Source organism: Leclercia sp. J807 (assembly GCF_009734465.1).
Lineage (GTDB): Bacteria > Pseudomonadota > Gammaproteobacteria > Enterobacterales > Enterobacteriaceae > Enterobacter.
On record NZ_CP046446.1, the window covers coordinates 3,285,644 to 3,298,950 of the forward strand.

Sequence of the window (13,307 nt, forward strand, 5' to 3'; positions counted from 1 at the left end):
GCAGCGGCAGTGGTTCGTCATCGTCTGAGCGAATTGTTATCAGATTATTAGGGATTCGTTTACTCGAAATCGCTTTCAATGATTACCGAGTCATCCCCTCCTTGTTGAGTAACAGTATTGTACTGCCAGGGGTTATGGTAATCATCCATGGCGCTAAAGATGGTCTGCGCAAGCTCGTTGTTACTGGCCGGATTATGGCACAACAGATATTCCGTATCCGGCAGCGCGGGCAATCCATCCGCTTTACCTAACACACGCAAATCAGGACTCATCATCTCAACCGGACGAGCCGTTACGCCGAGCCCTGCTTTTACCGCGGCGCGGATCGCAGGCAGCGTGGAGGCAACGTAGGCCAGTCGCCATGGCACATTGGCGGCGTTGAGCGTAGCCAGCACAACGTCGCGGAACGGGCTGGGATCGTCCAGCAGGACTAACGGCACCGGCTCGCCGCGCTGCAACGTGAACTCGGCGGCGCAGTACCAGTGTGTCGGCGAGGTGCGTAGCGTCAGACATTCGAACTGGCTGGTACGATGGGTGGTGACCACCAGATCGACCTCCTGCTCCTGCAACATATCAACCATAAAGGCGTTGCGTTTCACTCTGACATCAAGAGCAAGTTTCGGGTAAACCGAACTGATGCGGTTGAGCAGGAACGGCAGAATGGTGTCGGCCGACTCATCAGAGGCGCCTAATGTTAAGACACCCTGCAGGTTGCTAAACATTAATGATGAACATGCTTCATCATTGAAGCGCAGAATTTTTCTGGCGTAACCCAGGAGCTGAATACCATGCTCCGTTAACAGCTTATTGCGGCCATGACGGGCAAAAAGCTCTTTACCGACCAGTTGTTCCAGTCGTTGCATTTGTTGGCTCACTGCGGACTGGGTACGGCAAACTGCCGCCGCCGCAGCAGCAAAGGTGTTCAGATCGGCGACCGCCACAAAGGTTCTCAGCAGATCGAGGTCGAGATTCAGTATCGGACGATTTGCATTAATCATATCTTTTCACTTACAGGTTGCTCGTACGGAGCTGCCCCGGGTTTAAGCTGTGTGCGTAAAAGTAATACAGTTCCTTCTGAACGAAATCCGCTGACGTCCCGGTCTGGCAGGGGCCTGCATAATGTAATTGTGCTGGTTATATCAGTGGTCAGAAACAACTTATCTGACGTTATTTTTATTCTCAAAATCGTTCGAGATATATAGGTATTTGCCGGATGATGTAAATTCGATTAAAGAAGATGCATATCCAACGTCAACTTTATCGCAGTACAGGTTGAGCGGCAATGGTATCGCTTAACTTCTCAAGGCAGAGATAATTCTAGCAATTACAATAAACTATTAAAGGTCCAGGCATCAAGGCCTGCTGTGACCTGTTATCTTTCATCGCTAAACCCGGCATACATCTTACCCTAAAACCTTTTTCTTTATAAGCCTTATTGCAAATCCTTTGATTTAACCTGAATGGTAACTAGCTAAACTAATTTTATTTATATTAACGAAAGTTGCGATTTCGTCTTTATTTAGAAATAAACAATAATTGAAACCGGACTTAATGATTAATAATGCTTAACATTAATTTCACATGAGCAACGTTAATATAAAAAGGCAGGAAAGCGAATAGCAGTGAGTTTCATTCAGCTTTTACGAAAAATCACTACAGTAAACTGTAGCACCGCCAGCGTAAGCCGCTCAATTCACGCCTTTTTTACAGCGTAAAATCCATATTAAAAGACCCGCAACAGGACAAAACACCAGTAACATCCCAAAATACACACAATAAAGTGATTAACCCCTTTAAAAATAGTTAAAAGATTCAGAGCAAACCGTCAGCAATGCACAAAATCTTCTTCTGCCAACGCTTCAAAATCGGGCGTTCGAGGAGTACATTGTTTCGTGCTGACTCCACGGCAGGACGTCGCAATAACAGTGAAAAGGTCAAAGATTCATGTCACCCATCGAAAAATCCAGCAAGTTAGATAACGTTTGTTATGACATTCGTGGCCCGGTTCTTAAAGAGGCAAAGCGTCTCGAAGAAGAAGGTAATAAAGTACTTAAGCTCAATATCGGCAACCCGGCGCCATTTGGTTTTGATGCACCGGATGAAATTCTGGTTGATGTGATTCGCAACCTGCCGACGGCGCAAGGCTACAGCGACTCCAAAGGTCTTTACTCTGCGCGTAAAGCCATCATGCAGCACTATCAGGCGCAGGGTATGCGCGATGTGACTGTAGAAGATATCTATATTGGTAACGGTGTTTCCGAGCTGATTGTCCAGGCGATGCAGGCCCTGCTGAACAGCGGTGACGAAATGCTGGTTCCGGCTCCGGACTACCCGCTCTGGACCGCAGCGGTCTCCCTTTCCAGCGGTAAAGCGGTGCACTACCTGTGTGACGAATCGGCTGACTGGTTCCCGGATCTGGATGATATTCGTGCCAAAATTACGCCGCGCACCCGCGGCATCGTCATCATCAACCCGAACAACCCCACCGGCGCCGTCTATTCCAAAGAGCTGCTGCTGGAGATCGTCGAGCTGGCCCGCCAGCATAACCTGATCATTTTCGCGGATGAGATCTACGACAAAATTCTGTATGACGCAGCGCAGCACCACTCTATTGCCGCGCTGGCGCCGGATCTGCTGACCGTCACCTTTAACGGCCTGTCAAAGACCTATCGTGTTGCGGGTTTCCGTCAGGGCTGGATGGTGCTGAACGGGCCGAAGAAACACGCGAGAGGCTATATCGAAGGGCTGGAGATGCTGGCCTCCATGCGTCTGTGCGCCAACGTTCCTGCGCAGCATGCGATCCAGACGGCGCTGGGTGGCTATCAGAGCATCAGCGAATTTATCGTGCCGGGCGGGCGTCTGTATGAGCAGCGTCAACGCGCGTGGGAGCTGATCAACGATATTCCGGGCGTCTCCTGCGTGAAGCCAAACGGCGCCCTCTATATGTTCCCGAAAATCGATATCAAACGCTTCAACATCTTTGACGATCAGAAAATGGTGCTCGACTTCCTGCTGCAGGAAAAAGTGTTGCTGGTACAGGGAACGGCGTTTAACTGGCCGTGGCCGGACCATGTGCGTATCGTAACGCTGCCGCGTGAAGATGAGCTGGAAATGGCCATCACCCGGTTTGGACGCTTCCTCGGCGGATACCATCAGTAAACAACTCTCGGGCTGCCACTGGCAGCCCGATTTGCATCTCACCGCCCCTCCCCTCACAATGAAACCTGTCGCTGTGCAGATTTAAGGTAACTTATGAGTCAGAGTCATTTCTTCGCCCATCTTTCCCGCCTGAAACTGATCAACCGCTGGCCGCTGATGCGCAATGTGCGCACCGAGAACGTTTCCGAACACAGCCTGCAGGTGGCGATGGTCGCCCACGCGCTGGCCGCCATCAAAAACCGTAAGTTCAATGGTCAGCTAAACGCCGAACGTATCGCACTGCTGGCGATGTACCACGATGCTTCAGAAGTGCTGACGGGCGATCTGCCCACGCCAGTGAAATACTTCAACTCGCAAATCGCCCAGGAGTACAAGGCGATTGAAAAAATCGCCCAGCAGAAGCTGGTCGACATGGTGCCGGACGAGCTTCGCGATATCTTTGCCCCGTTAATAGACGAGCAGAGCTACAGCGAAGAGGAGCACTTCATTGTGAAGCAGGCCGATGCGCTCTGCGCCTACCTGAAGTGTCTGGAAGAGCTCTCTGCCGGCAATCACGAGTTTTTACTGGCGAAAACGCGTCTGGAGAAGACGCTCGAAGCGCGCCGTAGCGAGGAGATGGACTACTTCATGGAGGTGTTTGTCCCGAGCTTCCAGCTGTCGCTGGATGAGATCAGTCAGGATTCGCCGTTGTGAGTTATGCCCGGCGGCGCTTCGCTTGCCGGGCCTACGGTTTCCAGGCAGCAAGCGTAGCGCCGCCGGGCAAAACTGTCAGAACGGGAACAACACCGGGATCATCACTACGCACACCACCATCACCAGGATCGTGAAGGGCACGCCGAGCTTCACGAAGTCGCTGAAGCTGTATCTTCCCGGCCCCAGCACCAGGGTGTTAACCGGTGACGACACCGGCGTCATAAACGCCGCGGAAGCGGCCATCGCCACCATCATGGCAAACGGATAAGGCGAGACTCCCATCGATTTCGCCATCGCCAGCGCAATAGGCGCCATCAGCACGGCAGTTGCGGTGTTGGAGATAAACAGCCCGATCGTGGCGCACATAACAAACAGGCACATCAGCATCATGTAAGGGCCATAGCCGCCGCCCAACTCCATCAGACCTTTCACCACTAAATCGACACCACCGGTTTTTTGCAGCGCCAGCGCAAAGGGCATCATGCCAACAATCAAAATAATGCTCGGCCAGTGAATCGCTTTGTAAGCGCTTTCAGCGTCGATACAGCGGAATTTCCCCATCAGCAGACAGGCGATGATCGCCGCCACCGGATTAGGGATTTCGTCGGTCAGCATCAGGGCGACCATCAGCACCAGACAAAAAATGGCGTGCGGTGCCTGGCTGTGGGCCGGGGATGCATCGCTGACCTCAACAGGCAGGTTGAGCACCACAAAGTCTCGCCCTCTCTGCCCCAGCTGGGTAATCAGCTTCCAGTTACCCACGACCAGGAAGATGTCCCCCAGCTCCAGAGGCTCATCCACCACCGAGCCATCCATCGCCTCGCCGTCGCGCTTTAACCCCACCACGTTCAGACCGTACCGGGTACGAAAGCCGATTTCACGAATGGTTTTGCCGAGCAGCTCCGACTCAGGGATCAGCGAGACCTCGGCCATCCCCACATCCAGCGCCTGATCGGAGAAGTACTCCCCGCGCAGGACCATCGGCTCCAGCAGCTGCTCGCTGCAAAATTCGCGCAGATCGACCTCTGCCGAAGACATATCAATGAGCAACACATCCCGGGCGCGAAACTCCGATACACCATTTACGTTAACGATAACCCGACGAAAACGGCGCCAGCGCTCCACGCCGATGACGTTGGCCCCGTAGCGTTCGCGGAGTTTCAAATCATCCAGACGTTGCCCAATCAGCGGTGAACCGGGGCGGATCGCCAGACGGCGCGCCCGCCCGGTAAGACGATACTCTTTGATCAGATCGCGAAACGTGCGGCGCTTCCAGCCGTCGCGGGTTTTATCCTGCTTTTCGCTTTTCAGGGCAAAGCGGGTTAACAGCATATAGACAATGCCTATCACCAGGACAACCAGCCCCAGCGGCGTCACGCTGAAGAAGTCGAAACCGTCCAGGCCTTCACGCAGCAGTTCACTATTCACCACCAGGTTCGGCGGAGTCGCCACCAGCGTCATCATGCCGCTGATAAGCCCGGCAAAACTCAGCGGCATCATCAGGCGCGACGGCGAAATCTGCATGCGCATGGAGACGCTCAACACCACCGGTATGAAGATAGCCACCACCCCGGTGGAGCTCATAAAGGCCCCGAGTCCAGCCACGGTGAGCATCAAAAAGACCAGCATTTTGGTCTCGCTGTTGCCCGCCACGCTCACCAGCCACGAGCCCATACTGGTTGCCACGCCGGTCCGCACCAGGCCGTCGCCGATAATAAACAGGGCGGCAATCAGAATCACGTTGGGATCGCTAAAGCCGGAAAAGGCTTCCGGGAGGGTTAAGGTGCCGCTCAGCACAAAAGCGACGATCACCAGCAGCGCCACGGCATCCATGCGGATTTTGCCGGTTGCAAAAAGAATAATGGCGATAAGAAGCAGGCTTAACACCCAGATAAGTTCACCGTTCACAACAGATCCTTGTCAGAAAAGAGTGCATCAGATAGTGCCATAAAAAAGCCCCAACAATGTGGGGCTAAATCATGTGATTACATTTTCCGGGTGACTGTTACATTCCCGTCGGGCTCACGGCTGACGGCGAGTGCCTCCAGCGTGGTGAGCACAAAATCCGCCTCATCCAGACGCGGCGAGTTAGCGGGGACATTGACGGCAATGACGTAGCTTCCGGCATTGAGGCCCGCCAGCACGCCGGCTGCGGCATCTTCTACCACCACACACTCTTCAGGCGCCAGCCCCAGCAGCTCCGCGCCCAGTAAAAAGGCATCGGGCTCTGGCTTGCCGCGCTTGACCCGCTCCGCGGTGATAAAGACTTCCGGCAGCGGCAGGCCTGCCGCTTTATGGCGCGCATGGGCTACAGGAACCGAACCGGAGGTGACGATAGCCCAGGGGATTGCCGCTTCATTCAGATGGGTGAGCAGCGCCTGTGCCCCCGGCAGCGCGGTAATACCGTCGGTATCGGTAGCCTCGACCTGCTCAAGCCAGGTGAACTCCGCCTGAATTTCCGCTTCACTTTTTCCCTGGAGAAAGTGCCGTAAAGAGGTTATGGCCTGTTTGCCATGGATAAAATTCAGTACGTCCTTATGGTCAATGCCATGCCTGTCGGCCCAACGGCACCAGGAGCGTTCTACAACCGGTAGCGAATCGACCAGCGTACCGTCCAGATCAAACAGAAAACCTTTACACTGCACATCTACCTCCGTCAGGCATTAATAATTTGTTGGATCTCGTTGCTGCTCAGGTGGTACTGGCGCGGGCAAGCGTGCCACACGCTGAGCATGCGCTGATATTTTTCCCACATCGGGGTCTGGGCATTAAAGCCATGGGTACCGGCATCGAAATGGGTATAGCGACCTTCGACATTGACCATAAAGCGGACATAGCTCAGGTAACGGGATTCAGTGGCCGCATCAAAACCCAGGAAGGTGACACGACGTTCATCGATGGTCTGAGCATCTTTCAGGTTGGTCCAGGAGACATGCAGGGCGTGGTACATCTCCATGATGTCGATGACCTGGCGGCAGGTCTCTTCTTTCAGTTCGCCAAAGTCGCGATCCAGCTCGCGCATCTGTAAACCAAAGCCACGTTCGACGATAGTCTGCAAGCGGCGATAGCGCTCTGCGTTGTCGGGATCAAGCATAGTCATCATTTTGTACTGATTGGACAAAATCAGACGTTGAGCGTGGGTCATTTCCATCTTTCGACTCCTGTTGCGCATGGCAGCTTTAAAAAAGACACGGTAACGGTGGGTTACTGTGCCTTCTTTTGGTCATCGTTTCGATGATCAATCACAAGTCATCAAGGAATGTTTTATCAAGTTGCTTGAATGCCCGCTTCAGCGTATCAGCCAGCGCCTGATAATCGGGTTTCCCCTCTACCGGCGCGAGCGCCTGACCGGCATCCTGCAATTTGCCGCGTACTTCATAGAACCAGGACAACACGGATGGCGGCAGCGGTGTGACCGAGCGTTTACCAAGCCACCACAGCCCCTGCATCGGCAGGCTCAGGGCAAACAGCGCGGTAGCAACGGCAGGGCCAAGCTGCCCGCCCAGCGCAATCTGCCAGCACAGGGTAAAGACCGCGAGAGGCGGCATCAGGCGAATAGCGTGACGAGTGGCGCGGATCACGCGGTTTTCAATAAAGACGGGCGCCAGACGCTTTTCCAGAGGCCACGTCTTTGCATAGTGCTGCCCCCGGCGAAAAAGGCTAAAAAAGCTCACGGATGGATGCTCGGGTGTCGACATGGCTTACCTCAACTTCACATATAAAGATTAAAAAAATCGTGCAAAACCACAACTGGTCATGACAACGTTCAAAAACTTTTGTCAGCGCTACCCAGTATCAGGTATCCTGTGCCGGCCTGCAAAGGCCTTAGACGAGGAACGTTCACTCGTCAAATTATCGCATATTATGCCATTGCCGGAAAAATGCGCAAAATGGCATAAAATCATATGTATTCTTTTCATGATGCCAGAATGTCCTTCCGGCATGATGTTAATCATAAATGTCAGCGATATCTTGCGCTACGATCCTGGACTCACTGACGTTTTTTTAGCCACGTATCAATAATAGGTACTTCCATGTCGAGTAAGTTAGTACTGGTTCTGAACTGCGGTAGCTCTTCCCTCAAATTCGCCATCATCGATGCGCTTAACGGTGAAGAGTACCTTTCTGGTTTGGCCGAATGTTTCCATCTTCCTGAAGCACGTCTGAAGTGGAAAATGGACGGCAGCAAACAGGAAGCGGCTTTAGGTGCAGGCGCCGCTCACAGCGAAGCGCTGAACTTTATCGTTAACACTATCCTGGCACAAAAACCGGAACTGTCCGCTCAGCTGACCGCAATCGGTCACCGTATTGTTCATGGTGGCGAGAAGTACACCAAATCTGTGGTCATCGATGACAGCGTTATTCAGGGCATCAAATACTCAGCCTCTTTTGCACCGCTGCATAACCCGGCTCACCTGATCGGTATCGCTGAAGCACTGAAAGCCTTCCCGCAGCTGAAAGACAAGAACGTGGCCGTATTTGATACCGCGTTCCATCAGACCATGCCGGAAGAGTCTTACCTCTATGCCCTGCCGTACAAACTGTACAAAGAGCACGGCGTTCGTCGCTATGGCGCACACGGCACCAGCCACTTCTACGTTACGCAAGAAGCAGCAAAAATGCTGAACAAGCCGGTAGAAGAAGTGAACATCATCACTTGCCACCTGGGCAACGGCGGTTCCGTTTCTGCTATCCGTAACGGCAAATGTGTTGATACCTCTATGGGTCTGACCCCGCTGGAAGGCCTGGTCATGGGTACTCGCTCCGGTGATATCGACCCGGCGATCATCTTCCACCTGCACGATACCCTGGGTATGAGCGTAGAAGACATCAACAAGATGCTGACCAAAGAGTCTGGCCTGCTGGGTCTGACCGAAGTGACCAGCGACTGCCGTTACGTTGAAGACAACTACGCAGAGAAAGAAGACGCTAAACGTGCAATGGACGTTTACTGCCACCGTCTGGCCAAGTACATCGGTTCTTACACTGCACTGATGGACGGTCGTCTGGACGGCGTGGTCTTCACTGGTGGTATCGGTGAGAACGCAGCAATGGTGCGCGAGCTCTCCCTGGGCAAACTGGGCGTGCTGGGCTTTGATGTTGACCATGAACGTAACCTGGCCGCGCGCTTCGGTAAGTCTGGCTTCATCAACAAAGAAGGCACCACGCTTGCAATGGTTATCCCAACCAACGAAGAGCTGGTTATCGCGCAAGACGCGAGCCGTCTGACTGCCTGATTCCACACCGCCAGCAATGCTGGCGGTGCTGTTTTGAAGCCCGCCCGTTTTCGGCGGTAACGAAAGAGGATAAATCGTGTCCCGTACTATTATGCTGATCCCGACCGGAACCAGCGTAGGCCTGACCAGCGTCAGCCTCGGTGTGATCCGTGCGATGGAACGCAAAGGCGTTCGTCTGAGCGTGTTTAAGCCAATCGCTCAACCACGTGCTGGTGGCGACGCACCAGACCAGACCACCACAATTGTTCGTGCAAACTCTAACCTGCCAGCCGCTGAACCGCTGAAGATGAGCCACGTTGAGTCTCTGCTCTCCAGCAACCAGAAAGATGTGCTGATGGAAGAGATCATCGCTAACTACCACGCTAACGCCCAGGATGCGGAAGTGGTGCTGGTAGAAGGCCTGGTTCCGACGCGCAAGCATCAGTTTGCCCAGTCTCTGAACTTCGAAATCGCCAAGACGCTGAACGCGGAAATCGTGTTTGTGATGTCCCAGGGTACCGATACCCCGGAACAGCTGAAAGAGCGTATTGAGCTGACCCGCAGCAGCTTCGGCGGCGCGAAAAACAGCAACATCACCGGCGTGATTGTGAACAAACTGAACGCCCCGGTTGATGAGCAAGGCCGTACCCGCCCTGACCTGTCCGAAATCTTCGACGATTCCTCCAAAGCGAAAATCGTGAAAATCGATCCGGCTAAGCTGCAGGAATTCAGCCCGCTGCCAGTGCTGGGCGCGGTGCAGTGGAGCTTCGATCTGATCGCGACCCGTGCTATCGACATGGCGCGCCACCTGAACGCCACCATCGTGAACGAAGGCGATATCAATACCCGTCGCGTGAAGTCCGTAACCTTCTGTGCGCGTAGCATTCCGCACATGCTGGAGCACTTCCGTGCAGGTTCCCTGCTGGTGACCTCTGCAGACCGTCCTGACGTGCTGGTTGCAGCCTGTCTGGCCGCGATGAACGGCGTGGAGATCGGTGCGATCCTACTGACCGGTGCCTATGAAATGGACCCACGCGTCAGCAAACTGTGCGAACGCGCGTTTGCTACCGGCCTGCCGGTCTTCATGGTGAACACCAACACCTGGCAGACCTCCCTGAGCCTGCAGAGCTTCAACCTGGAAGTGCCGGCTGATGACCACCAGCGTATCGAGAAAGTGCAGGAATATGTGGCCGGTTGCATCAATCCTGACTGGATTGAATCCCTGACCGCGACCTCCGAGCGCAGCCGTCGTCTCTCTCCACCAGCCTTCCGTTACCAGCTGACCGAGCTGGCGCGTAAAGCGGGCAAACGCGTTGTTCTGCCTGAAGGTGATGAACCACGTACCGTTAAAGCCGCAGCAATCTGTGCCGAGCGCGGTATCGCGACCTGTGTGCTGCTGGGTAACCCGGATGAGATCACCCGCGTCGCAGCGTCCCAGGGCGTTGAGCTGGGTGCGGGTATCGAAATCGTGGATCCAGAAGTGGTGCGCGAAAGCTATGTTGCCCGTCTGGTTGAGCTGCGTAAGAGCAAGGGCATGACCGAAGCCGTTGCCCGCGAACAGCTGGAAGACAACGTGGTTCTCGGTACCCTGATGCTGGAGCAGGACGAAGTTGACGGTCTGGTTTCCGGGGCTGTTCACACCACCGCGAACACCATTCGTCCGCCGCTGCAGCTGATCAAAACTGCACCAGGCAGCTCTCTGGTCTCTTCCGTCTTCTTCATGCTGCTGCCGGAACAGGTTTACGTTTACGGTGACTGTGCAATCAACCCGGATCCAACCGCTGAACAGCTGGCAGAGATCGCGATTCAGTCCGCTGACTCCGCGATTGCCTTCGGTATCGAACCGCGCGTAGCGATGCTCTCCTACTCCACCGGTAACTCTGGTGCAGGTAGCGACGTAGAGAAAGTACGTGAAGCCACCCGTCTGGCGCAGGAAAAACGCCCGGATCTGGTTATCGATGGCCCGCTGCAGTATGACGCCGCAGTAATGGCTGACGTGGCTAAATCCAAAGCGCCTAACTCGCCGGTTGCCGGTCGCGCAACCGTGTTCATCTTCCCGGATCTGAACACCGGTAACACCACTTACAAAGCGGTACAGCGTTCTGCCGACCTGATCTCCATCGGGCCGATGCTGCAGGGTATGCGCAAGCCAGTGAACGACCTGTCTCGTGGCGCGCTGGTAGACGATATCGTCTACACCATCGCTCTGACCGCGATCCAGGCTTCACAGCAGTAAGCTGCTGCCAAACGTAAAAAGGCGACCCCAGGGTCGCCTTTTTTATTATCGCATTTACGCTTCTTCTTGCTTAGCCGGTTCGTTGTTGGCGTTACGGCTCATCCACAGCGCCAGGGCTTTTAACGAATCAGGCGTGAAGTCATCGCAACGGGCAGTGATCTCCGCCGGGGTCATCCAGAAGACTTCGCTGACCTCTTCTTCCTGCAGCGCAAACGGACCGTGAGAGACGCAGCTGAAGAGGCCTCCCCAGACGCGGCAGTGGCTGTCTTCAAAATAGAACTGACCGTGTTCGGCAAACGGCACACCGGCAATCCCCAGCTCCTCTTCCGCTTCACGGCGGGCGGAGTCAAGTAATAGCTCATCGGCCTGCACCACGCCGCCAGCCGTTGCATCGAGCATGCCGGGCATGAAATCTTTCGTTTCGGTACGGCGCTGCACCAGAATGTTGCCCATACCATCATGCACCACGATATAGGTTGCGCGATGGCGCAGGCGCTGCGCCCGCATCTGCTCGCGGCTCGCCTGGGCGATGACTTCATTGTCTTCGCTGACTATATCTACCCACTCAGTACTTGCCAAATGACTCTGCTCCACCATCGGGAAACCTTCTCTTTAAAGCGCTCTCACGGCGCGTTTACTGTTGAGGAGTAAGTTACGGATTAATCCTGGACTCTGCAATAACCTGGCTGTCATTCAGCGTCATAACGCACAAATGGCCCCCTTCCAGAATCCCATAGCTGGGTGGAAACCCGCCTTTAGGCAGGCTGACGGAGCCAGGATTGAAATGAATAATGTCGCCCTTCTTCCCGGCTACCGGAATATGAGTATGACCATAAACCAGTACATCGCCAGCATTCAGCGCGGGCAGATTATCCGGACCAAACAGATGGCCGTGGGTAATAAAGAGACGGCAGTCCTCCAGCAAGATCTGCTGCCACGGGGCGGTGATGGGAAAGTCCAGTAACATCTGGTCGACTTCGCTGTCGCAGTTGCCCCGCACGGCGATAATGCGCGAGGCAAAAGCGTTAAGCCGCTCTGCAACCTCAGCAGGCGCATAGCCTTCGGGAAGCGGGTTGCGCGGGCCGTGATTAAGCACATCGCCGAGGATCACCAGCCATTGCGCCCCGCTCTGGTTAAACAGCGAAAGCACTTTTTCGGTCGCCGGTAGCGAGCCGTGAATGTCCGATGCAAACATCAGCTTCATCAGTGACTCCTTGTAGTGAAAAGCCGCCCCATCATACCTGAATCAGCAGGCCTTATCAGCCAGCCCGCTTCGCTGAAAGCGCCACATAGCGCTGCACTGAGGCGCGCTGCCACTGGAAGCTGGCGTAATCCACCAGCTGCTGCGGTACGTCGTCACCATTGAGCACCAGGCGGTTAAGCATCAGCGCCAGATCGCTATCCGCAATGCACCACTCCCCGAATAAATTCTGGTTGCCGTGGGCCAGAAGCGAGGTGGCGGTATCCATCAACTGGCTTGCCGCCCGCTGGGCAGTTTCGCTCAGGGCCGGTTTTTTCACCCCGGCAAACACTACATCGGTAGAACGTTCTTCACGGATGGGCATCAGATCGCTGCGCAGCCACGCCTGAATCTGGCGCGCGCGGGCGCGTTTTTGCAGATCGAGCGGATAGATCCGCTCCCATTCCGGCGGCGCAAAACACTCTTCCAGATATTCGGTAATCGCAGAGGATTCGCTGAGTTCAAACCCATCCACCTCAAGCACCGGTACGCGACGGGTCAGCCCGTAGCCCTGCCACTGCGGCTGCCGGTTTTCTCCCCGGCTGAGGTCGATGGTCTTCAGGGCGAAGGGCAATCCCTTTTCGGCCAACGCGACGTACACGCTCATCACGTAGGGTGAGAAATAGTCGGCATCTGACCACAGGGTAATCGCAGGTTGGCTCATAACGTCCTCATAAGGTTTCAGGTGATGGAGAGATATTCAAAATATAACCTCCTGCCCCGGCTGTCACTTGATGAAAACTCACGATTTATCATCACCACC

Annotated in this window: 12 protein-coding genes; 4 read left to right on the forward strand and 8 right to left on the reverse strand. The window is 54.6% G+C overall.

What is annotated here, in order from left to right; genetic code table 11:
• Positions 1 to 59: 59 nt before the first annotated feature.
• Positions 60 to 998 carry a transcriptional regulator LrhA gene (gene lrhA, locus GNG26_RS15660; RefSeq protein ID WP_103825147.1) on the reverse strand — a complete coding sequence of 313 codons (939 nt, stop codon included), beginning with the start codon at positions 996 to 998 and terminating at the stop codon, positions 60 to 62.
• Between the two features lie 946 nt (positions 999 to 1,944).
• On the opposite strand from lrhA, the gene GNG26_RS15665 reads away from it, so the two are divergent.
• On the forward strand, positions 1,945 to 3,159 hold the full coding sequence (locus tag GNG26_RS15665) for a pyridoxal phosphate-dependent aminotransferase (RefSeq protein ID WP_103825148.1): 1,215 nt from the start codon (positions 1,945 to 1,947) through the stop codon (positions 3,157 to 3,159).
• 93 nt (positions 3,160 to 3,252) lie between these two features.
• Entirely contained in the window at positions 3,253 to 3,852 is a 600-nt protein-coding gene (gene yfbR / locus GNG26_RS15670) for a 5'-deoxynucleotidase (RefSeq protein ID WP_103180476.1), read from the forward strand.
• Between the two features lie 75 nt (positions 3,853 to 3,927).
• Here the strand turns inward: yfbR and GNG26_RS15675 are convergent, their stop codons facing one another.
• The 4 genes from GNG26_RS15675 to yfbV form a co-directional block, all read right to left on the reverse strand.
• Positions 3,928 to 5,760: an SLC13 family permease gene (locus tag GNG26_RS15675; RefSeq protein ID WP_156239433.1), complete on the reverse strand. Its 1,833-nt coding sequence runs from the start codon at positions 5,758 to 5,760 to the stop codon at positions 3,928 to 3,930.
• A 77-nt stretch (positions 5,761 to 5,837) separates the two neighbouring features.
• Positions 5,838 to 6,497, reverse strand: coding sequence for a sugar phosphatase (locus tag GNG26_RS15680; protein WP_156239434.1), 660 nt, complete (start codon positions 6,495 to 6,497; stop codon positions 5,838 to 5,840).
• A gap of 11 nt (positions 6,498 to 6,508) precedes the next feature.
• Entirely contained in the window at positions 6,509 to 7,003 is a 495-nt protein-coding gene (locus GNG26_RS15685; protein WP_103825151.1) for a YfbU family protein, read from the reverse strand.
• 91 nt (positions 7,004 to 7,094) lie between these two features.
• A complete protein-coding gene (gene yfbV, locus GNG26_RS15690) occupies positions 7,095 to 7,550 on the reverse strand; it encodes a terminus macrodomain insulation protein YfbV (RefSeq protein ID WP_103825152.1) in 456 nt (151 codons plus the stop codon).
• A gap of 336 nt (positions 7,551 to 7,886) precedes the next feature.
• Between yfbV and ackA the strand changes: the two genes are divergently transcribed.
• Entirely contained in the window at positions 7,887 to 9,089 is a 1,203-nt protein-coding gene (gene ackA, locus GNG26_RS15695) for an acetate kinase (RefSeq protein WP_156239435.1), read from the forward strand.
• Positions 9,090 to 9,165: 76 nt separating this feature from the next.
• Positions 9,166 to 11,304 (forward strand): phosphate acetyltransferase, encoded by a 2,139-nt coding sequence (gene pta, locus GNG26_RS15700; protein WP_103180485.1) that lies wholly within the window; start codon positions 9,166 to 9,168, stop codon positions 11,302 to 11,304.
• 54 nt (positions 11,305 to 11,358) lie between these two features.
• Here pta and yfcD read toward each other — a convergent pair whose 3' ends face one another.
• From yfcD to yfcF, 3 genes are read right to left on the reverse strand one after another with little or no spacing between them, the layout of a single operon-like run.
• Positions 11,359 to 11,901: an NUDIX hydrolase YfcD gene (yfcD, locus tag GNG26_RS15705; RefSeq protein ID WP_103825155.1), complete on the reverse strand. Its 543-nt coding sequence runs from the start codon at positions 11,899 to 11,901 to the stop codon at positions 11,359 to 11,361.
• A gap of 55 nt (positions 11,902 to 11,956) precedes the next feature.
• The gene (yfcE, locus tag GNG26_RS15710) at positions 11,957 to 12,508 is read right to left on the reverse strand and encodes a phosphodiesterase (RefSeq protein ID WP_156239436.1); all 552 of its coding nucleotides are present in this window, start codon (positions 12,506 to 12,508) and stop codon (positions 11,957 to 11,959) included.
• Between the two features lie 55 nt (positions 12,509 to 12,563).
• Complete coding sequence (gene yfcF, locus GNG26_RS15715; protein ID WP_156239437.1) at positions 12,564 to 13,208, reverse strand: glutathione transferase; 645 nt, start codon at positions 13,206 to 13,208, stop codon at positions 12,564 to 12,566.
• Between the last annotated feature and the right edge of the window lie 99 nt (positions 13,209 to 13,307).

Excerpts from the sequence above, each read along its gene's own strand:
- yfcD (WP_103825155.1), bottom strand. The coding sequence starts at position 11,901 with ATGGTGGAGCAGAGTCATTTGGCAAGTACTGAGTGGGTAGATATAGTC.
- ackA (WP_156239435.1), top strand. The coding sequence starts at position 7,887 with ATGTCGAGTAAGTTAGTACTGGTTCTGAACTGCGGTAGCTCTTCCCTC.
- GNG26_RS15665 (WP_103825148.1), top strand. The coding sequence starts at position 1,945 with ATGTCACCCATCGAAAAATCCAGCAAGTTAGATAACGTTTGTTATGAC.
- lrhA (WP_103825147.1), bottom strand. The coding sequence starts at position 998 with ATGATTAATGCAAATCGTCCGATACTGAATCTCGACCTCGATCTGCTG.
- yfcF (WP_156239437.1), bottom strand. The coding sequence starts at position 13,208 with ATGAGCCAACCTGCGATTACCCTGTGGTCAGATGCCGACTATTTCTCA.
- GNG26_RS15685 (WP_103825151.1), bottom strand. The coding sequence starts at position 7,003 with ATGGAAATGACCCACGCTCAACGTCTGATTTTGTCCAATCAGTACAAA.
- yfbV (WP_103825152.1), bottom strand. The coding sequence starts at position 7,550 with ATGTCGACACCCGAGCATCCATCCGTGAGCTTTTTTAGCCTTTTTCGC.
- yfcE (WP_156239436.1), bottom strand. The coding sequence starts at position 12,508 with ATGAAGCTGATGTTTGCATCGGACATTCACGGCTCGCTACCGGCGACC.
- yfbR (WP_103180476.1), top strand. The coding sequence starts at position 3,253 with ATGAGTCAGAGTCATTTCTTCGCCCATCTTTCCCGCCTGAAACTGATC.